Source organism: Vallitalea sediminicola (genome assembly GCF_054408565.1).
In genome coordinates this window covers 107,292-129,791 of the sequence record NZ_BTPT01000025.1, presented here as the reverse complement: position 1 = coordinate 129,791, position 22,500 = coordinate 107,292, and the positions used below count along the sequence as shown (strand labels likewise).

The window sequence follows — 22,500 nt, the reverse complement described above, 5'->3', positions numbered from 1 at the left end:
TTGCATTTAGAATTATATAGGAGGATTTTTATGAAACGAAGTTTATTATTACTAACATCTATCATATTTCTATTAGCTGGATGTTCTAGTAAATCCACAAATAACAATCAGGTTAATATAGCAGTCTCTATTGGACCTGAAGAAGCATTTGTTAAGGCTGTAATTGGTGATAAAGGTACTATTACTACCGTTATTCCTTCCGGTTTTAGTCCTGCAAACTATCAGCCCTCTCCAAAAGAATTAGAACATATTAGTGATGCTGATTTATACTTTTCCATTGGAGTAGCTGCTGAAAATAATATATTGCCTAAAATAATAAGTAATGATACAAAAGTTATCTCTCTAAAGGATTCTTCGGAAAAAAAATACCCTATCCTTTATCTAGATAACCATACCCATAAGCATGATGAACCTACCGAAAATGAAGAAAATGAGACCAATCAAGTTATAGACCCTCATTTATGGATGTCCCCCAAAAGAGTGATAGTTATGGTAAATACTATTAAAGAAGCTCTTTCTGACATTGACCCCGAAAATAAAGATTACTACTTAGATAATGCTGAAAATTATATAGCTAGCCTCGAAGAATTAGATACTTATATTAAAGAAGCTGTGAAAAATTCGGATTCAAAGAATTTTATTATATATCATCCTTCTCTTGGTTATTTCGCTGATGATTATGATTTGACAATGATGGTTATTGAAGAAGACGGAAAAGCAGCAACCATTGAAACTATGACAAATGTCATAAGTTTCGCACAAGAACATGCCATAAAAGTTGTATTCTATCAACAAGAATTTGATAGTAAACAAGCGACTGTCATCGCAGACGAAATTAATGGCAAAGTAATTTCTTTAGATATTTTATCAAATGAATATATTAATAATTATAAAAAAATTGTTGATACTTTTGTATCCTCATATTGAAAAGGTGAATTATATGGCATTATTAGAAATAAAGAACTTATCAGTTTACTATAATAATTATTTAGCCCTAGATGATATTAATCTAGAAATCAATAAAAACGATTATATCGGAATTATTGGACCTAATGGAAGTGGTAAAACAACTCTCTTGAAATCCATAATAGGTGATATCACTCCTGATAAAGGCGAAATAACAACAGCGCCAAATGTTGTTATAGGTTACGTTCCTCAATTTTCAACTTTCAACAAAGATTTTCCTATAACAGTATTTGATGTTATACTTAGCGGCACTCTTCCATCCAATTACAAATTATTCCATCGTTATAAACAAAATGATAGAAATAAGGTTACATTCGCAATAGATAAGTTAAAAATTAATTATCTGGCAAATAAACAAATCAATCAACTATCTGGTGGCCAATTACAAAAAGTTCTACTTGCAAGGGCTCTAGTAACTAATCCAGATATTTTATTACTCGATGAACCAACAGCTAGTTTAGATACAGATGCAAAAGAAGAAATCTATAATATCTTAACTACATTAAATAAAGAAATGACAATAATAATGGTCAGCCACGATATTGGTATGATAAAACATAATGTAAAAAAATTTGCATGTCTCAACAAGACCATGCATGTCCATGACAACGATGAGACAATCGACCCTTGGCATTTTCAAAATTTATTTTATACGAAAGGAAAGTAGTTATGTTAGAAGCAATATGTAAATATGGATTTATGCAGAATGCTATTATAAGCATTATTTTAGCTAGTATTGTATGTGGAATAATTGGAACCATCGTAGTGGAAAAAAAATTAGTAATGATGAGCGGCGGTATTGCTCATGCATCTTTTGGAGGTATTGGTCTTGGTTTTCTATTGGGATTTGAACCAATTATAGGTGGACTTTTATTTGCCATAATCTCAGCAATAGCTATTGTAAGTATCAAAAGAAAGACTAACACTACATCAGATACAATCATTGGCATGCTTTGGTCATTGGGTATGGCACTAGGAATACTATTTATATCTCTCACTCCAGGCTATCCACCAGATATGACTACTTATTTATTTGGAGATATTTTAACTGTTTCTGTAAAAGACATTTATCTAATGGTCATTCTAACTCTATTTATTCTCATAAGTTCATTTGCATTATTTAATTATATAAAGAGTTATTTATTCGACGAAATATTTTTAAGTAGTAAGGGGGTTAATACTACTTTCTTAGAGTACTTTCTATTTATTCTAATTGCTTTAAGTATAGTTATCTTAATAAAAGTAGTTGGTATCATATTAGTAATAACTCTATTAACAGTTCCACCTGCAATATCTAAATTGATTACATACAATTTTAACCTCATAATATTATTATCTTCTATAGTGGGAATTATCCTATGTTTTCTAGGTCTTGTATTCTCTTACTATTTCAACATACCATCTGGTGCAACTATCATTATATTATCAAGCATCGCTTATTTTATTACTGCACTAATTAAATCAAAGAGATAGCAACTATATATATTTATGAGTTGAATAGAACTAAATGATTGCTGGCTCTATAGCAATTATTTAATTCTATTATTTTATTGAATAATAATAAATTATTCTTGACAAATGCCATATATATGTTTATTGTGTATATATGTAATATGCACGGTATTAACGGATAGGAGGTTAAAATTTGAATATAATCATATCAAACTCTAGTTCGGATCCAATCTATCTACAAATTACAAATCAATTGAAAAAGTATATAATTACTGGTGATTTAAAAGAAACAGAGCCTCTTCCATCAATACGAAAACTAGCGAAAGAACTTCAGATTAGTGTTATAACAACCAAACGTGCTTATGAAGAATTGGAAAAAGAAGGCTTTGTTGAATCAGTTAGAGGAAAAGGATTCTATGTTGCACTTAAAAATAAAGATTTGATAAGAGAAAAACAAATGCAAATGATTGAAGATAAACTAAGTAAAATAATAGATGAAAGTAAATTGCTCGGATTAAGTATTGAGGAAATGATTGAAATGATTAAGTTACTATATGAGTAAAGGCAAAGACTTAGTTTATATGATATAATCTGCATATACTACTCTAATGTATTTGGAGGCATTTAATATGGAAAATATTATTGAAATTAAAAATGTAACCAAGAGTTATACTGATTTTAAACTTGATAACATTAACATAGATATAAAAAAAGGATTTATTACTGGTTTCATCGGACCTAACGGAGCTGGAAAGAGTACTACCATAAAATTAATAATGAATCTTATTAAGAAAGAATACGGAGAAATAAATATATTTGGTATGAATAATACAAAACATGACAAAGAAATAAAATCAAGAATAGGCTTTGTCTATGATAATTGTTGTTTCTACGATAACCTTACCATAAAAAGTAATGAGAAGATTATATCTTCATTCTACAAAGAATGGAATCATGATCTATTTACCTCATACTTGAAAAAATTTGAATTGAACCCAAATAAAAGAATAAGAAAACTATCAAAAGGTATGAAAACCAAATTTGCCATTGCAATTGCCTTATCCCACAATGCTGATTTGTTAATAATGGATGAACCTACAGGGGGTCTTGACCCTATTTTCAGAAGAGAATTATTAGATATTCTTTATGATCTTATTCAAGATGAAGATAAAAGCATTTTCTTTTCTACTCACATAACATCAGATTTAGATAAGATAGCTGATTATATTACTTTTATTAATAAAGGTAAAATCGTTTTCTCCAAATCAACAGATATTATTAACGACAGCTATAAAATCGTTAAAGGAAATACTGAATTATTATCACAGCTTAATAAAGACCTTTTAATAGGATTTAACAAGAATAGATATGGTTTTGAAGCTTTGACAACTCATTCTAGAGAATTAATGGATTCATATCAAGATTCAATTATTATTGATAATGCTAACCTTGAAGATATTATGGTGTTCCATATAAAGAAGTAAAAGGATGATTTTACTATGTTATATTTAATAAAAAGCAACTTAAAATACACTTTTCAAAACAAATTTTATTTAATTATACAAATATTAATGTTACTATATGTTGCTGTAATCTCTATAATCTATACACAAAAGTATATATGGGACGCTAATCTTGTAGATTTGCCTGATATACCAATTACACTATTTTTATTTATTACTACTTTTTTCTTGACAGGAACGCCCTTTATAGCTCCAAAACAATATGACACTAGCAGCTACAGCATATTTACACTCAGCTTTCCTATTAGCAGAAAACAGTACGTTACAAGTCATTACTTGAAATTATTAATATATATGCTTATAATTTTAGCTAATATATTTCTATTTTGTTTAATAACTATATTAGTAATTGGAGCTCCAATAATTGTGGATTATTTCCTACTATTATTTTTTATTATATTATATACAGTTGGAGTAACAGGTTCATTATATCTGATGATATTTTTTGCAACAAATTTTTTCAAACCAATAATGTATATATTATACTTCATTAGTTTTTATATATCATCAATTATAAATGTTAATCATATTTTTTGTAGTCATTATATAAACATATACATATGCATAGGAATATTACTTGTTCCATTGTCCTATTTAATATCATTGATTATGGTTAATAGAAGAGATTTTAATTAGTTGCAGAAAGGTACATTCGATATGAATAAATTAATATTATCAAATCTTAAAAATTCAGGCATTATATATATTCTATTATTTGTAACAGTTTTTAACATTGTTGCTTTAGTGGTTAATAACTCAACATATGTTTATGTCATATCCTTGATGATTACTCTTTCTTATTTCTATACATATATGAGCGTTTTCTTTCCACAAACTGATCATTTTGATAATACTCTTTTGTTGCAACGCTCCCTACCTCTAGAAATAAGTGAAATCATCAATAGTTGGTATTTTACTGTTTACATTACTAATGGGGTAGTAATACTTATTAATCTTGTATTTCTTATAATTATAATGGATAACACTAGTCCCAATAATCTGCTAGTTATATTACTGACTTTTTTTATGATGTTACTGAGTTTTAATACTGTAGCTCCTTATATTATTAGATCAACATCTATTGTTCAAAAACTCGTATGTTCAGTAATAACATTGACATTTCTCATAGGAACTTATTTCATTACCTATTATTTATTTAATATGATAGAATTAATGTGGATAGTAATAATTGATGCTATAACTTTAATAATCCTAATTATTACTTTTAAAATATCTACAAAACATGCATGCAATAAATTAATGATAAAATTCGATAATTGATCTATAATTATTATAGACTCTTGAGGTGCCTACTCAAAAGTCTAATAAAATTTTATATAAGGGGTACTGCTAATGAATCTTTTTAAGAATAAACATAACAAGATTTATTCTGGCATCAAGATAACACTTTTTATTGCATTTTATTTTACATTTCAGAAAGCAGCTTCTATACTTTTTGACACATTAGATTTCACTAACTATTATACCCTATACATTGTAATCAAATCTTTATCAGTTGTTGCATTAATATTTGCATTCATGCTAGTTTATAAAATAGAAAATCAACCTCCACGTAGATTTGGAATGATTATTTCTAACAAATCCTTGAAGCATTTATTAATCGGATTAATACTAGGAGCATTATCAATAATAATTATTGCCTTTGTATTGTTTACAACTAATAATGCTACGCTTACATTTGGTCTTGATAAGCCAATATTTTCTTCAAACATAATCTATATACTAATAATATTTATTCTAGTAGGAATTGATGAAGAGTTATTGGTCAGAGGATATATTGTACATACACTTTATAGATACAATAATAAATATATTGTTTATATTGTACCAGCAATAATTTTTTCTGCATTACATCTACTTAACCCAAATGTTAGTATCGTTGGACTTATTAATATTGTACTTATAGGTATTTTATTTACTTATATGACTTTGAAAACAAAAAGTATTTTAATGGCTATTGGATACCATATTACTTGGAATTTTTTTCAAGGTGGTTTTTTTGGGTTCAATGTCAGTGGTTCATCAATATGGGATTCAATTTATCCTGTGAAAATCATCAATAATAACCTTCTAACTGGAGGGGATTTTGGTTTAGAAGGTGGAATTCTAACAACTATAATCATTGTGGTTATTACATCAGTGGTTTATTTATTACCTGCTCAAGAAGATTAATTATTAATTAAAATAGACTCTGTTATAGTTTCAAAACCAGAAGCTTAACAGAGTCTATCTTTAATAATATATCAATTATCTATATATTTTTTTCCATTAAGATCATTCTTTATTATATCACTTTCATCCAGATATTCTCCTTGGATATCTCTCTTAGATTCTATGAATTTTTCCGGTAACATTATCCCTATTTCATAATTAATTGAATTACCCGAAAGATTTCTGGTTGTGATTTTCGTATGGTAATGCCTAAAATCTTTTCTTTTAATCTTATTCATCTTATACCTCCTCGTTTATACTTATTTTCTCTTTCTACTCAACAATTATTCTTAAATAGAGGTTGAAATAATTACCTCATCTTATAAGGTTAACTTTTTTTATATTATACCGATATATATTATGGCTAATTGAGCATTCAATTATCATCTAAGTTCTATATTAATTAATACAATAAGGGGGAAATAAAATGCGAATTAACTATAACGACTTGAGAACAAATAATATTATAACCGAGCCATTTAAAAACATACATTTAACTAATGAAAAATACGCTGCTGCTGATAAAATAATTAATGACAAAAACATAAGTGCAACTATTGATATCTCGGATGACTCTATAAATAAATATTTTGATGAAGGTGTATTTGATATTATTTCCGACGAAATGGATACAAATAATAATAATTCATACGGCAATTGTACTACTAATGATATTATTGAAGAATATGGCAAGAAATATGCTGAAGTATATGACAAAATCATGAAAAATACTGAAGTATACCACAGAATCGGTGAAAATGCTACTGATAATAAACGCGCAAAATATCTAGAGAAATTAGACTCAGCTTTTCAAAAAGCTGTTGGTGATGAATGCACCAAGATGATTAATAAAATTGAAAAGTTTTTTAATGAAAGTGACAAAGAATGTCTTTTGAATAAAGAATCTTTTAAAGATTTATTCTCAAAAGTCGCAAATGCAACAAAGGATTATTTTATGGATGGTTCAAAACAACCATTGGAAAAGTATATAAGTAATAAAATCGGTAATAACGAACAATGGGATTTTAAAACCTACGATACTTTTTCAAAGGTTACAGATATGTTTGATTATACTGAACAGATCAGCAATAAGATGAAAAATTTAAAGGACATGCTACTTGGAAATTCACCTGATGACATTATTTCATCTTCTAATTTAATGAATACAATATTATCATATACCAATCATATCAATAAAGATATTGATAAATTAAATGAAATAAAAGAATCTATAAACACCGAGGAAATAAGCGATAAATTAGGTAAAGATTTTATGGAATTGATGGATAAGAAAACATCTGATTTCAATGATATCAATAGTAAAATGCAAAAATATGCTGAATTACTAGAGAAATACCAAAAAATTCAGAAACAGATTGATAAAGCGAATGCCAAAAGAGAAACTTTAAATCAAAAATTAGATAAAGCTAATCAAACCAAGAATCAAGATTTAACCAGCATGTATCTCAAACGAATCCAATCCGCAGATGCCAATGTAGCTAAATTAAAAGGTGAATCTGCACAAATCGAATCAGAAATGGCTACTTTGCTAAAAGATATTAAGGATACTGAGATTTAATCAATTACTTATTCTTAATATCCCAAAAAGCTGTATCCAATACATATTTTCATGTGTTAGATACAGCTTGATATTTATCACTCTACTATTTTTTCAAATTGCACATCACCTATATAATCCTTACCCATATCAAAGAATATGTCTTCATCATTATTTTCATGCTGTATACTAAAAGTTAATTTTGTTCCTTCATCAAGACTTATTTTAATAGTATCATCTATGTATTCTGTCTCCCCATTAACTTCATCCCACCATGAATATTGATTAACGTCTATAATAATTTCTTTTTTCTCTACGTCAATACCTTCAACTTTATAATTAATTGATTCCATAAATCCTGTTGCGTACTCATAAAAATCTATACAATAGTTATCAATAATTAAATTATAAATATACTCATCATAAATCTTATCCTTCATGGTTCCCCATTTTCCTATCATCTTATTAAAAAATTCCACTTGCTCTTCGTCAAAAGCATAAAGATTATTTTTATGACTAACAGAAGTAAGAACTGATGATAAAGAATCTTTTACCACCTTTTCATTATGAAATTGATACATGTTATTACTAAGATAATCATATTTTTTTATTACTGCTTTATCATTTTGTAATTGTAATAAATAATATAATCCTATGATATTATCTAGTTTACCTTGTTCACTTATAACTTCAAGAACTACTGTATCATCTGTTATAGAACTAATTTTATATGTTTCCTCTCCTGATTTCCATGAAAGATTACCCGCAAGGTCATAATGTTTAGACCATATTGAGTCTGCTTTAATTTCATATGATTTTATGCCATTATAATCATTAAATCTTAGAAATTCATTTTCTCTAATATTATCATAATCTTTAAACCACTCATTTTGAATTTTATTAGCAATAGATTTCAAATCATTATCATCTATGCCCGCATCATTATTTTGTTTACTCAAATAACAATTGCTTAAAATACCTTGTTGATCTTTCTGATATATATATGTATTATTGTAATTACCATCTTGCGTTTCATATGTGAAAGTACATTTCAATATATTATTGGTATCGCCATCTAATTCCATAAAAAGTTTTGTATTATCTTTTCGTTTCCTTCCTGATAAAGTTGCTCTTTCTTTAATTTTAACAATCATAGAGGTATCATTAACTTCTATAATATCATATGCACATTTAATATAATCATCAACTTCACAAGCATATATTATCATATGATCTTGATAGATACCTATACCATTATCCTGACAGGACAATTCTTCAGTCATAAAAAAATCTTCTTCAAAAATTGCTTTGACTTTCCAGTCGCCTAAAAATTTATTAACTTCATCATCACATATATTCTTGCCATGGTTTCCTTTAATTAAATCTGTTTCATCATTATTATTTTGGTTATCAGTAATATCCTTTTCTTCATTATCAGCTGATTTTATAACATCTGTAGACACATCTATTTTATTGACACAACCAACCAGCATCAATATAACTAATATCCAAATACCCCAAAAACATTTCACCTTTAACACCATCCCCCATGCTATTACTCTCAAAACCAATTATAATGGAGTAAAACACTAATTGCAAGATATAGTATTTCATTCAATTAATTTTTTGACATTATACTGAGATAAATTAAAAGATTGCCACTTTGTATCTTTCAATTTATACTTTATCAAATTTTCTCTATATTCATTATACATTTCTTTATCAATATGTTGTAGCTTTGATATTTCATCTGCCGCATCTGTTGATAAATCAATCAAATACTGTAAATCTATTTTCCCTGTTGCAACATAACGATTAATATTTTCTTTAGCAATTATACCATCAATATTAATGAAATTTATAATTAGATAACTTGACAATGCTACAATCAACGCTACTCTTGTTATAGGTAATTTTTTATTCCATATGTTAATAGCAACCAATATCATTATCACAGACTCAAATATTATGAACATATACACTAGCAATCTGAGTCTAGTATAACCATATGCCTCTTCATATAAATTCAATCTATACATAGATGATATAATCAAAACAAAAGTACATATAACCATTGTAAACAATAAATAACTTACAACAATATCTTTCCTGTAATTATTATCTCTTATAGAAATATCCGTATTTATTTTTATACCGAGATAGAATTTGTTGATTATGTAAATAAGTATGATATTTATGACACTTAGAAATACCAACTGAAAAAAGCCTTCCCTTGCATAATCTGCATAAGTATAACCCGCTGGCAAATCATTATTTCCACCAAATAAATATATAAATTGAATCATACAAAATGATAAATACACAATATCTAAAATAGATATAAAAGTAATTGTTATGATCCTGTCAAAGCCTTTATACTTAGTAATATTATCATCATTTTCTTCTGTATCAACACTATTTTTTTTGTTGGTATCATGAAAAATATAATATATCTGTCCAAAAAAATAAGTTGCAACTATAATACCTAATAAAACTTTAATGATTATATCCCTTTGTAAAATATTTTCTGAACTACTCACTATATTGGATAATTTATCGGCAAAAACTACATCTGCTGAAGTCAATAGGCTAATTACTATAAATAACGCAGGTATTGATATTACAATACCCATCAATACTTTTACAAGAATTTGAGTATTATTGGTACTATTTTTCTTTTTTTTATTAAATAGAACAACAAACAATTTATGCATTTTCCCTATGGGGACAAATATTATTCCCAAAGTATTTGATACAATAAGTCTCAAATCCACATCTAAGCTAAGCATAACATTTGCACATAGAAATATAGGAATAATTATAAAATTAAATATTCTGAATATCATTAAGTCACTTCTAAAAAATACCGATGACAAAAGAATAATATATATAGTTCCACCAATATAGACTTTACTCTTGAATTCCTTTTTGATATGTAGAGCAAAATAATAATATCCAACTAGTATTATAGTATAAATAGTATATGAAATACCTATTTTATGTTCAAAAAAGAATACAACAAATAACACCCCTAGCATGATACTAAGAATACCCACTGTTTTTTCATGATTAATTTTTAGCACTTTTATTTACCTCCATTAAATACTATTTATGAATTCACTTTTTTTACTCATCCATATATTCTAACAAATCTCCTGGCTGACAATTCAACTCCCTACAGATAGCTTCTAACGTACTGAATCTTATAGCTTTTGCCTTATTATTTTTTAATATTGATAAATTAGCGTTAGTTATACCTACTTTCGCAGCAAGTTCTGACAGACCTATTTTTCTCTTAGCCATCATTACATCTAAATTAACTATGATTCCCATTACATCTTTCCTTTCTTTACCACTTCATCTTAAATGGTATAGTCACTGTCTTCTTTGTACTTAACTGCTTTTTCAAAAACCTCCGAAAGAATCAAAGCAAATAAGGATGCTACTATAAATACAAAAATAACAACAATAGTCATCAATGAATTAATAATAAATGTCTTAAATACAAAAGTTAATCCAATAATACAAGAACCTAAACTAATTACTCTAAGATTTTTAACATTATCATATGTAAATGGATTTTCCAACTTACATGTAGAAAATATTTTTCTAAGAGCATTAAGGATTATTGCTGCTAATACACCCGCTATATATAATATAGCTAATATTGCATAATAATCAAATTTTGGAAATGCCCCTGGATATATAATGCTCATATATTCCCTAATTATCCAAGGTAATCCTATTAGTGTTAAAATTGTCAATGATAGCATTATTACCATAAAAAAATTAAGAAAAGTAGATAATGTCTTACTGTTGATATATTTCATAATAATTATCCTCCGATTTATATATAATATTCCCCATCAACAATAATATTATCATAGTTTTATCTATTTATCAATATTTTTTTATTGTTTTTCAATAAAATTTTTCTTGTAATCGATAAATTAAAATAATTATTAGATGCTTATGGAAAATAATTAAGCAGTAGATTCAATAAGTCATCCACTGCTTATATTTCAACTCAATAATATTCATTTTCATTATAGCTCAATCTTTTACATTAATTTTATATCTGAGTTTATTTCATTAATGCTATATTCCTCAATAATATACTTCCACTTTCTTTTTGATCGAATTGTATGGTTATACTAAATACATCACTAAAATCAATCTCTTCAAATTCACCAAAAGGAATTCTTGCCTCTGATAAAGGAGTTTTTAATGACCAATATGTTGTAAATTCATTAGTTTTAGATTTTCCCTCTGGCCAAGTTAAGGCAGGTGTATTATCATCTAGAATTACTTTTGCTTCCTTCCCCTTATTATCTTTTACAATAATTGTAAAAGCTTGATTTTCCTTCGGTCTGTTTAGATCACTATCTGGATTTAAAGCTAAATATAGAGATAATGCTTTATATTCACTCATATCTTTCTTATTCACTGGAATCTCCATTGTGAATTTGGCACCCCTATTAGAATAATTCAACCTAAATAATCCATAACCATCAAAATTTGATGGGTGTTCAAAATTCAATAGTTGATCTCTATTAGGAATATTACTATCAATAAGGTACTTAACCTCTAAATCTTGTACCAAATTATTACCTTTCAAATCATTTTTCTTAACCTTTTGATCCTCTGTAGCTTTTATTACTTCCAGTCTATTTGCAGTTAAATAAGAAGTTTTAACTTTCAAACCATAAGCTTCGTCCAAAGTAAAACTATTAACCTCAAATAAATTTGACTCTACCTTTTTACCTAATGCTTTATTTAGAAAGTCAATGGAATAATCTATTAGAAACTGTCTTTGTTGTTCTCTTGTCAAAAAAATAGATGTATCTTCATCAGTAAGATCAGAATAAAATTGTCTATCATCTTTTGACACATTGTCATTAAAAAAATTATGACCTGCTCCCTTTAAAAATACAAGAGACGCAAAAGATTCTCTACTCTTATCTTCTTTCAAAATATCAAATGTGGATTGCCCATCTAAACTATCTACATCTCCATCATATTGTGGTAATATTATTCCTGTTGGTATATCTTTATTATCATCTTCAATAACTATTATATTAGCTGGTGCTACTCTTAATAATGCGAAAACATCATTATTACCTCTATCTATTTGATCATTGACAATAGAATCTAGTGACCCTCCTCCTCTTGAGTGCCCTATCATTGCTATTTTAGTCAAGTCTCCTTTCCCTTTTAAATCAATACCAAAATCATCTGATTCCCCTTTTATTGCTGATTCTAGTTTGATAAGATGGTCATTAAATATATGAACCAATCTTTCATGTTGTATTGGTTCACCGTATTCTAATACATGTTGTGCATTAATATTAAGCGTAACTGCCAAGAATCCTTTTTTAGCTAATGCTTCCAATAGATACTCGAATCCAAGATCATATCTATCTTTATTATAGTCTTTTATCTTATGGGATCCATGTAAAATAAAAACTATGGGATGGTTTCCGCCTTCTTTTGGAACAGCTATAGCTCCTACCATGTCATAAGGCATAGTAACACCTGAACTTTGTTTAATTTCGCCTGCTCCTAGATTGTATTCAATCAAATCAATTTCTTTATCTTGATTTTCATTATTCTCTTTATTTCCTTTTGCTTTTTCTTGTTCTGCTTCATTAATATTATTCTCTTTAATTTTACTACTATTTTCATCTTCTATTATTTCATTATCTTTCATACTACATCCTGTGACAAAAAAACTTTGAAATAATAAGACAGCGATTAAAACGCTTAATAACCTCATACCTTTATCCATTAACTCACCTCAATGTATAAATATTCTTGTCATATATCTAGCTATATCTAAATCATATAGGTAATAGTTTCTGCAATAAAGATAATTGTATTCTATTTTTTGATATTTAGGAATTAGTCTTTACTTCACTGATAATCAACAAAATACAACCTAAAAAAACAAACATATCTGCTAGATTAAAAATCAAGTCTGGTTTACACTTAAATGCAAAATAGTCTACAACTTTTTTTAAGCGTATCCTGTCAAACACATTACTTAATGCTCCACCTGTTAAAAAAGCTAATCCTATATTTAAAATATTATTACCCTTCATAAGAGCATAAGTTATACTTAGGCATATTAAAACAATTACTGAAATAATATTAACCGCTAGTAAAAAGCCTTTTTTCTTTTTAAGAAATCCCATAAAAGCACCTTCGTTATAATTAAGTTTCAACAGTATGTTATTTTTAAGTATTGGCTTGGAAGTTGTATTATCCATTTCATTGACAGCTTTAATTTTACATATCTGATCTATCAAAAAACATAATGGTGCAATAATTAAATATTTCATAGTACCCTCCTACTCTAGTTCCATTCAACTTATAAAATCAAGGAAAATATATTGAACTTATTGTAATGAATGTATCAATGTTTAGTTCAATATATATAAGTTGAATTAAATAATTACTATAAAGCCAGCAATTTTTTAGTTCCATTCAACTTATAAAATCAAGGAAAATATATTGAACTATTGTAATGGATGTATCAATGTTTAGTTCAATATATATAAGTTGAATTAAATAATTACTATAAAGCCAGCAATTCTTTAGTTCCATTCAACTTATAAAATCAAGGAAAATATATTGAACTATTATAATGGATGTATCAATGTTTAGTTCAATATATATTATTATAACAAATTAAATGAATATGGAAAAGCATTAAAGAATATATTACTTTAGGCTTAATACTTAGGTCAATTTTTATTATATAATACAAACAAACTACATAAGGTTAATTAACTATATTATTGTTACACAATGAAAGGATTTGAAATAAAATGAAAAGAAGTTCAGTAATAAAAGGAACAATAATATTGACTGTAGCAGCGCTAATTACTAGAGTATTAGGATTTGCTAATAGAATCTATTTAAGTAATCTGATTGGTGCTGAAGGTATGGGACTCTATCAACTTGTGTTTCCTATATATATGATATGCTATACTATATGTTGTTCGGGTATCTTTACAGCAGTTTCAAAACTTGTAGCAGAAGAAAAAGCTAAAAATAATTATTCTAACCTTAAAAGAATTATTCGTACATCTTCAACCATTGCTTTTACTTTGGCTGTTGCCCTAATGTTTGTACTCATATTCAATGCTGAGTTAATTAGTACAAAACTTATCAATGAACCAAGAACAGCACTAGCAATCAAAATTATGGCAATATCAATACCCTTTACCGCTATTATGTCATGTATTAAAGGTTATTTTTACGGGCTGAAATATCCCACTGTACCAGCTATTTCCCAGATAATAGAACAAATTACTAGAATATCGATCATATATTTCTTATCATCATTATTTATACCAAAAGGGCTTACATACGCTTGTGCAATGGCTATAATTGGTATGGTAGGAGGAGAAATAGTTTCTTTTGCAATAGTAGTAATAGCCTACAAATTTAATACATTGAAAGATAGATCCCATTTACCACAAAGTTATTTTATAATACTCAAAAAGATATCCGCTATTGCCGTCCCAATAACTTCAAATAGATTAATTACTACTATACTAACTAGTATTGAAACCATCCTTATCCCTACACAATTACAATTATTCGGCTTATCCCATTCCAGTGCTTTAGGTATATATGGTATTTTAACCGGGATGGCTTTACCTCTGATCCTCTTTCCTACTGTTTTTACTAATTCTATATCTCTCATGTTACTACCAACAGTTTCCGCAGCTTCAGCTAACAAAAATAAATCTATGATTAATTTTACTACCACTAAAACAATGAAATTTACAATTCTTATTGGTATTATAAGTACATTTTTATTTTTGTCATTTGGTAAGACCTTGGGAGTTATAGTCTATCGAGAAGAATATGTGGGAGTTCTATTAACTATTCTTGCTTGGTTATGTCCATTCATCTATCTACAAACAACTCTAGGAAGTATATTGAATGGACTTAATAAGCAATTGATTGTTTTCCGCAACAATATAATTGGGCTTAGCATTAGAATTGCTTTTATCTTCTTATTAATTCCTATCTATGGATTAAAAGGATATCTGTGGGGATTACTTTGTAGTTTTGTCCTTGTTTCTACACTTAACATAATACATCTTGTGAGAATAACATCTATTAATTTCAAAGTTGGCAACTGGTTACTCAAACCAATCTTAGTATGCTTAGCATCTATTTCATCAATTGAATTATTGAGTAGATACATTACTTTACCATTTTCGTTATTAGTAAATACATTAATCAATATTTGCTTATTCATAATAATATTGATTCCACTCCTGCTATTAACAGGTAGTATCAGTTTTAATGAGGTTAATTTTATACTGAATAGGAAAAAGAAGTAATAGGTAAGATTATTTCTTCAAGTAATAAGTCGATTATAAACAACGGTTATATATTAAAACCATAGATAGTGATAATACTCTCGTTATTATCACTATCTATGGTTTATTTATGTTTTGCCACGCTTAAGACAGTTAAAAGAGTAGCTTTAGCCTATAAATGTTTAATTCGTTTTAATGGATTTCGTAGGAACTTTGTAGGGTAATATGTTTACCTGTATTAGATGAATCGTGGAAAGCGTGCATTATATCTAGAACATGGTATATTAAATCTCCGTTGGCTCTATGTTCATGGTTATCTATGATGCTATTTGCCATATCTGATATACCTAATCCTCTGCTATTGTCAGTATATTTTTTATTTATGACAACTTCATGGAATTCTTTGTCATAACTTTTTTTAATATTTACTGGACCTGAGAATGTATTTGGATCGGGGACACTTAGTGTTCCTTTGGTACCGTATATCTCCATAATTGGTAGATTGCTGCCCCATACGTCAAAACTGGTGATAATTGTACCAACAGCACCGTTTTCAAAATCTAATAATCCTGACACATGTGTTGGTACATCTACTTTAATCATTTCACCTTTTTTAGGCTCACTTGTAATCATTCTTTCAGGAAAAGATATTTTTGTTGAACCTGATACACGTTTGACAGCGCCTAGCATTGTAATTAGTGCTGTTAAATAATATGGTCCCATATCAAACATGGGTCCCCCGCCTATCTTGTAATAAAACTCAGGGTCTGGGTGCCAACTCTCATGTCCATGACAAGTCATAAAAGCTGTGGCTCCAATAGGAACACCGATCTCTCCGTTATTAATGAGTTCAATACAAGTTTGGATGCCTCCACCTAAAAATGTGTCAGGAGCACCTCCTATTTTCAGGCCTTTTTCCTTAGCTTTATTAATTAATGCCTTACCGTCTTCTCGTGTTAAGGAAAGAGGTTTTTCCATATATGTATGTTTACCAGCTTCTAGTGCTGCCATAGAAACTTCTTTATGTGCCTTAGGTATTGTTAGATTTACTATGATTTCGATGTCTTTATGATTAATTAATTCGTCAATGGAATATGCTTTTATATTATATTGTTTTGCTTTTTCTTCTGCACGTTCTGCTATAATATCTGCACAACCAACCACTTCTATATTATCAAAGATTTCTGTACAATTCTTTAAATAGATATCACTTATATTACCACAACCCACTATACCAATCTTAACTTTTCTCATTAGCTACACCTCACAATTCTTACTATTTTTTGTACATATATCTTTGCCCTCAGCTACCCACATAAAACCTCTTTTCATCAATTCTATGGCTTCAGGAATATTGAAGATATCTGACTGGTGTCCTAGAGAATTGTAAAAGACTCTACCCTTTCCCCATTTTTTTGTCCATATCACTGGCATATCAACGTATCCATTCAAGGAATGCAACCCATCTGCAATAGGAAAACGAGTGGTTGCTAATACCTCAATAGCTGGATCCACATGCAAATAATATTGTTCACTCGTAACGCTGAAATCCTTAATACCCTCAACTATTTTGCTTGAACTGTTCTTGATGTTAACTTCATATTGTACTAGATCACCACCTGGATGTGATACCCAATTTCCACCTGTCATGAATTGCCAATCAACATTATCTCTAAATGCATCACACATTCCTCCATGACAACCTGCTAGACCAACTCCATCAGCAACTGCCTCAGATATAGATTTCATTTGCTTATCAGTTATTTTCCCCATAGTCCAGATAGGTATTATCAAATGATATGTTTTTAATTGTTCCGTATCCATGAGAATATCCAGTGTATCAGAAACCTCTACTTCAAAATCACAAGTAATTAAGGTATCTTCAAACACCTTAGCTATACCAACTGGGTCATGACCTTCCCAACCTCCATAAATAATTAATGCTTTCTTCATAAAGAACTACCTCCATTTATTATGATAGCTTCATTCTACATAATCATGAATAGATAATCCTGTCATATGTTGCTTAATACTTCTCAAAAATTGCTGTTTTCTATTTCCATCTGTTTCTTTCTATATTCAGAAGGAGTCATTCCTGTATAGTCTTTGAATACTCTATTATATGTCTTTATATTATCAAATCCACTCAACATAGCCACTTCAATTATTTTCTCTGATGACGTTTCTAATAGTTTTTTAGATTTTTCCACTCGATATAGATGAAGGTATTTCAAGAACGTAATACCTGTACTCTTTTTGAAAAATCTAGTAAAATGATAAGTACTAAAATTAGCCACTTTAGCTATTTGTTCAAGAGAGATATTCTCAGCATAATGATCTTCAACATACTTATATATTTTGCTCAACAACATAATTTGTTGATTCTGCTTAGTTTTTTCCCCTTTTGAATAATATTCAACAGGTGTAAATCTAAGCATTACTGCAATTATTCTATATAAACCAGCCATGAGATTCAATTTATAGGCAGGTTTCTTTTGAATGAATTCTTGTTCTAATTCTAAAATTTGTCGTTCTAATTCCATCCTATAATGTTCATCTGATATATTATTACTATCAAAAACAGGAACCATATATTTAAGGTTATTCAAATCATTATATATGTTACTTACCAAGCTCAAATCAAACTGAATAAATATCTTTTTACTCTTCTTGTTATTTGAAAAATGATGTATTTCTTTGCTACCTATCACTATCAGATTACCTTTGTTCAATTTATATAGTGTATTATTCAACCATACTTCACATTCACCCTCCAACATATATATAAGTTCAATTTCATCATGCCAATGGGGAGGAAATATGATGTTATCATTATGATAAAATAATAAGAAAGGAAAATCTTTATCTACAATATGTTCTTGACGAAATGCTCCCATATACTTAACTCCTTACATTCAATTATTTATTATATAACATATATTATAGCATCATTATTAATTTAATTATTTTTTTTATTGAATTTAATTGATATAGTGGTATAATTTAATTACGAAAATAAGTGTAATCCGTTACATTTTATATTTCCAATACTAAAAATATCTACATAAATAATTATTTTATTATTAATTATAGGAGGATTATTAAAGATGAACTTAGGAATTATTGCAGATCCTACACAAGAAAATTTTATAATGGCTAAGAACAAAGGTCTGAATTTCATTGAATTATGTATTAATATCAATGTAGATGTAGACCGATTCATAAGCAGTGTGGATCAAATCAAAGAATGGATTAATACCTATAATGTTGATATTGGTTCGATAGGACGCTGGGGTTCTAACCGCATTGATGAAAAAGGTAATATTTGTCAAGATGAATTAGAAAAAGAATATAAACTAATTGATGCTTGTAAAAAATTAGGTTGTGAAGTATATGTATGTGGATGTAATGAGCAGAAAAGTCTAAGTTACTTAGAAAATTGTCAAGCTGCAATCAGTTTTTTTGAAAAGCTTATAGAGTATGGTAAAGAACGTGGAATCAAGATAGCTACATATAATTGCCGTTGGAATAATTTTGTTTACAGTGAAAAAGCTTGGAATATTATTCATGGACAGTTAGATGAACTAGGAATCAAATATGATGCGTCTCACAGTTATTATGATAATAATGATAATTATTTGAGCGAAATTGTAAAATGGGGTAATCGTTTTTATCATTTCCATATTAAAGGAGCTCTAAAAGTTGATAATCAACGTTATGACGACCCACCTGCTGGAATGGATCAATTGGATTGGCATTCTATCATGGCAATCCTATACAAAGTAGGTTATGAAGGTAATCTAAGTATTGAACCTCATTCAGCTACGTGGAAAGATGAACTAGGTAATAAGGGAGTAGATTATACTATTAAGTATATGAAGAATTTAATTTTATAACAACAAACGAGCTCTCAAGCTCGTTTGTTATTCTCCAACTACCAATAACATAAGGTGTCTGTTGGCATACCTTGTCAATTATTCTAGTTAAATCGTAAGTCTATCAGCTTTCTTAATTTCCCTGTACGCTTATTATAATCTAACTCACTATTAGTACACCATATGATTTTAACAGGTTGAATCATTTTTTTATTTAAGGTATCAGTTAAAAAAGGACACTGACACTTCAGTTCATTAACAACCTGTTCTGTAATATTAGCATTAGATGCAATTTTAATTGTTAATCTATCAAGACCATCTTCCTTAGTAAGTAAAACTTGAAAATTACTATCTCCAAGATTAAGTTTCTTAAGTATTTGCTTAATTTCTTCAATATGTATTGAAACGAAACTAATCCTGGCAACCTCTTCATTTCTTCCCACAAGTTTAAATTTTCTATTAGGTTTACCAGCTGGTTCACTATACATACCCATATCACCAATGGGATAACGAATAAGTGGCATAAGTAATCTATATAAAGAAGTAATACAGATTTTTCCTGGACGGTTTTCTTCAGTTATTACTTCATTGGTATCTGGATCAATTAATTCAAAAATACAGAATTTATCAGATATTCTATGTTCGTTAATACCACAGTCGTCACTAAAATAACCTACAATACCGTAATCATTACCAGCTAACCCAAAAGAACGAAATTCTATATCTCTATGGAGCTTCTTACAGATTAGAGAACGTTGCTCCTTCTGAAGACTTTCCCCAGCAAAGCATATAGTCTCAATATTAAACCCATCAACCTTGTTATCATATACATAATCAATAATCTTTAATATTACTGAGGGTAAACCTGCTAACGCATTAGCATTAGCACTTACTATTGAATCAACAATATCATTAACAGGATTATGCCCACCTATATTTAATAATAAGAATTCTTGTGGACAAAAATAATGCATCATAGTTACATAATCATAACTAGCATATAGATTACCAGCATAGAAGGTATTAGCTATAATATCACCATGTCTGATTGAACTATCAGCTAAATAAAAAGCTGATCCTTCACACATTGTCTCCCACTCACTAGTAGTATAAGGTGAATACTTAGGATGACCAGTTGTACCCCCACTTTTAAAAACTCTACCTTCTATTTGCTTACCTGTAAGAATATTTTGTTTGTCATCCTCCATTGCTTTCCAAAAAGTATTTTGATCAACAATAGGTAGTTCTGTAAAATCCATATTATTGGAAAAATCCCTATATAGATTTTTATAAAATGGCGAATTAGATTTCGCATAATCAATTATATAATCAAGTGGATATACTCTCATAATTTATCAGTTCCTTTCATTAAATAATCTAATGTATTCTAATAAGTTTTTATAATCATACTCTGCTTTTATTACTTCATAATCAATGGAGTGATTAAGCATGTGCTGAACTATAATATAATCACCATTGTCACTTAAAGGCTTAATTCCCGAAAAAATAAAACCTTTGTCAATGGCGGTTTTATAACCATAATTGCAGCTAGGATTTTTCATGTTGATATACATAACTATCATTTCCATTTTATTTACTTTACACGCATCAATTACAGTATCTATCAGATTACTGATGTCTTTACCAACCCAATTAGAAATAATAGTACATATACCCATATTATTGTTAAAACTATAATCAAAATCACTACAAGACTCGATTAACCTATATCTGGATATTTCACATTTTATACCTAGTTTTTTATAAATATTTTTAATAAAATATACATGTTCTTCTGGTGGATATATTTTTGTAACATACTTTTTATTAAGGGGTTTTACACATAAGGCTAAATCAAGTCTTCGTTCTTCACTGAATAATTCAGTTACCTCTTCATTGAGATAATGGAATAGAAAACCGCATGCAACAAATCCTCTATCATAAAAAATTTTTTGACTAATAGAATGAAAAACTACTGGTTGAGCACATAGCCCATTTATTCTTAATCTATTAGCTACTTTTAGAATCCCATCAAGTAATAGGCAAGATAGTTTCAGACCTCTAAAAGCTGGTTTAACAACTATCATAGTAACCTCAGGAAGCAAACGAAAACTATCACTTTTTACTAACGCAGCATGTCCACCTATTTGACCGTGTTCATTTATAATTAATAAGGATTTAATTCTACCTTTATCAATAAGTCTCATGAACTTAACAGGATAGTAAAAAGTTCTATAAGAATAACGATAGCCATATACAGAATATATACACTTAATAGCTTTTATGATATCACTATAATTACTATTAACAATTTTATACTTGAAATTACTATCTAGAATTTGAGTATTTAGTACAGAATTCTTTGATTGATTCATTGTCAAAGGTAAATATATCTGAAAAAACTGCATATCTTTAGTCGATCTCACCAAACTATAATTATCTGGTGATTTTTCTATGTATTCATCATCATTATTATTAATTTTCTTTTCATATATAACTGATCTTTTCATATGTCATTATTATCCTCCGTTTAAAAAAGTATAATATTCAGC

22 protein-coding genes are annotated in these 22,500 nt (G+C 28.4%); 10 read left to right on the top strand and 12 right to left on the bottom strand.

The genetic code is table 11. The annotated features are described in order from the left end of the window. Positions 1-30 precede the first annotated feature (30 nt). From ACX6CF_RS11310 to ACX6CF_RS11280, 7 genes are all read left to right on the top strand, one after another. Entirely contained in the window at positions 31-927 is an 897-nt protein-coding gene (locus ACX6CF_RS11310; protein WP_458785434.1) for a metal ABC transporter solute-binding protein, Zn/Mn family, read from the top strand. A 13-nt stretch (positions 928-940) separates the two neighbouring features. Then, positions 941-1,633 (top strand): metal ABC transporter ATP-binding protein, encoded by a 693-nt coding sequence (locus ACX6CF_RS11305; RefSeq protein WP_458785433.1) that lies wholly within the window; start codon positions 941-943, stop codon positions 1,631-1,633. Between the two features lie 2 nt (positions 1,634-1,635). Then, complete coding sequence (locus ACX6CF_RS11300) at positions 1,636-2,439, top strand: metal ABC transporter permease (RefSeq protein WP_458785432.1); 804 nt, start codon at positions 1,636-1,638, stop codon at positions 2,437-2,439. Between the two features lie 172 nt (positions 2,440-2,611). Beyond that, entirely contained in the window at positions 2,612-2,980 is a 369-nt protein-coding gene (locus ACX6CF_RS11295) for a GntR family transcriptional regulator (RefSeq protein ID WP_458785431.1), read from the top strand. 67 nt (positions 2,981-3,047) lie between these two features. Next, positions 3,048-3,902: an ABC transporter ATP-binding protein gene (locus tag ACX6CF_RS11290; RefSeq protein WP_458785430.1), complete on the top strand. Its 855-nt coding sequence runs from the start codon at positions 3,048-3,050 to the stop codon at positions 3,900-3,902. A gap of 696 nt (positions 3,903-4,598) precedes the next feature. Then, positions 4,599-5,222 (top strand): hypothetical protein, encoded by a 624-nt coding sequence (locus ACX6CF_RS11285; protein WP_458785429.1) that lies wholly within the window; start codon positions 4,599-4,601, stop codon positions 5,220-5,222. A 72-nt stretch (positions 5,223-5,294) separates the two neighbouring features. After that, on the top strand, positions 5,295-6,134 hold the full coding sequence (locus ACX6CF_RS11280) for a CPBP family intramembrane glutamic endopeptidase (protein WP_458785428.1): 840 nt from the start codon (positions 5,295-5,297) through the stop codon (positions 6,132-6,134). A 71-nt stretch (positions 6,135-6,205) separates the two neighbouring features. Here the strand turns inward: ACX6CF_RS11280 and ACX6CF_RS11275 are convergent, their stop codons facing one another. After that, positions 6,206-6,412, bottom strand: coding sequence for a hypothetical protein (locus tag ACX6CF_RS11275; protein ID WP_458785427.1), 207 nt, complete (start codon positions 6,410-6,412; stop codon positions 6,206-6,208). A 188-nt stretch (positions 6,413-6,600) separates the two neighbouring features. Between ACX6CF_RS11275 and ACX6CF_RS11270 the strand changes: the two genes are divergently transcribed. Beyond that, positions 6,601-7,752, top strand: coding sequence for a coiled-coil domain-containing protein (locus ACX6CF_RS11270; RefSeq protein WP_458785426.1), 1,152 nt, complete (start codon positions 6,601-6,603; stop codon positions 7,750-7,752). A gap of 77 nt (positions 7,753-7,829) precedes the next feature. On the opposite strand, the gene ACX6CF_RS11265 is transcribed toward ACX6CF_RS11270, so the two are convergent. The 6 genes from ACX6CF_RS11265 to lspA form a co-directional block, all read right to left on the bottom strand. Continuing rightward, positions 7,830-9,263: a hypothetical protein gene (locus tag ACX6CF_RS11265; RefSeq protein ID WP_458785425.1), complete on the bottom strand. Its 1,434-nt coding sequence runs from the start codon at positions 9,261-9,263 to the stop codon at positions 7,830-7,832. 78 nt (positions 9,264-9,341) lie between these two features. Then, the gene (locus ACX6CF_RS11260; RefSeq protein ID WP_458785424.1) at positions 9,342-10,814 is read right to left on the bottom strand and encodes a DUF4153 domain-containing protein; all 1,473 of its coding nucleotides are present in this window, start codon (positions 10,812-10,814) and stop codon (positions 9,342-9,344) included. A 43-nt stretch (positions 10,815-10,857) separates the two neighbouring features. Continuing rightward, entirely contained in the window at positions 10,858-11,064 is a 207-nt protein-coding gene (locus ACX6CF_RS11255) for a helix-turn-helix domain-containing protein (protein WP_458785423.1), read from the bottom strand. 29 nt (positions 11,065-11,093) lie between these two features. Continuing rightward, on the bottom strand, positions 11,094-11,561 hold the full coding sequence (locus tag ACX6CF_RS11250; RefSeq protein WP_458785422.1) for a DUF2975 domain-containing protein: 468 nt from the start codon (positions 11,559-11,561) through the stop codon (positions 11,094-11,096). A gap of 254 nt (positions 11,562-11,815) precedes the next feature. Then, positions 11,816-13,519 carry a dienelactone hydrolase family protein gene (locus ACX6CF_RS11245; RefSeq protein ID WP_458785421.1) on the bottom strand — a complete coding sequence of 568 codons (1,704 nt, stop codon included), beginning with the start codon at positions 13,517-13,519 and terminating at the stop codon, positions 11,816-11,818. A 106-nt stretch (positions 13,520-13,625) separates the two neighbouring features. Further along, on the bottom strand, positions 13,626-14,072 hold the full coding sequence (gene lspA, locus ACX6CF_RS11240) for a signal peptidase II (protein ID WP_458785420.1): 447 nt from the start codon (positions 14,070-14,072) through the stop codon (positions 13,626-13,628). Between the two features lie 489 nt (positions 14,073-14,561). On the opposite strand from lspA, the gene spoVB reads away from it, so the two are divergent. Then, complete coding sequence (gene spoVB / locus ACX6CF_RS11235; RefSeq protein WP_458785419.1) at positions 14,562-16,094, top strand: stage V sporulation protein B; 1,533 nt, start codon at positions 14,562-14,564, stop codon at positions 16,092-16,094. A gap of 171 nt (positions 16,095-16,265) precedes the next feature. On the opposite strand, the gene ACX6CF_RS11230 is transcribed toward spoVB, so the two are convergent. The 3 genes from ACX6CF_RS11230 to ACX6CF_RS11220 form a co-directional block, all read right to left on the bottom strand. Then, positions 16,266-17,327 carry a Gfo/Idh/MocA family protein gene (locus ACX6CF_RS11230; protein WP_458785418.1) on the bottom strand — a complete coding sequence of 354 codons (1,062 nt, stop codon included), beginning with the start codon at positions 17,325-17,327 and terminating at the stop codon, positions 16,266-16,268. 3 nt (positions 17,328-17,330) lie between these two features. Further along, positions 17,331-18,026 carry a ThuA domain-containing protein gene (locus ACX6CF_RS11225; RefSeq protein ID WP_458785417.1) on the bottom strand — a complete coding sequence of 232 codons (696 nt, stop codon included), beginning with the start codon at positions 18,024-18,026 and terminating at the stop codon, positions 17,331-17,333. Between the two features lie 83 nt (positions 18,027-18,109). Beyond that, entirely contained in the window at positions 18,110-18,970 is an 861-nt protein-coding gene (locus ACX6CF_RS11220) for a helix-turn-helix domain-containing protein (RefSeq protein WP_458785416.1), read from the bottom strand. A 210-nt stretch (positions 18,971-19,180) separates the two neighbouring features. On the opposite strand from ACX6CF_RS11220, the gene ACX6CF_RS11215 reads away from it, so the two are divergent. Beyond that, on the top strand, positions 19,181-19,969 hold the full coding sequence (locus ACX6CF_RS11215; protein WP_458785415.1) for a sugar phosphate isomerase/epimerase family protein: 789 nt from the start codon (positions 19,181-19,183) through the stop codon (positions 19,967-19,969). Between the two features lie 83 nt (positions 19,970-20,052). Here the strand turns inward: ACX6CF_RS11215 and ACX6CF_RS11210 are convergent, their stop codons facing one another. Beyond that, positions 20,053-21,297 (bottom strand): phenylacetate--CoA ligase family protein, encoded by a 1,245-nt coding sequence (locus tag ACX6CF_RS11210; RefSeq protein ID WP_458785414.1) that lies wholly within the window; start codon positions 21,295-21,297, stop codon positions 20,053-20,055. A 6-nt stretch (positions 21,298-21,303) separates the two neighbouring features. Next, positions 21,304-22,458 (bottom strand): GNAT family N-acetyltransferase, encoded by a 1,155-nt coding sequence (locus tag ACX6CF_RS11205; protein ID WP_458785413.1) that lies wholly within the window; start codon positions 22,456-22,458, stop codon positions 21,304-21,306. Positions 22,459-22,500 lie beyond the last annotated feature (42 nt).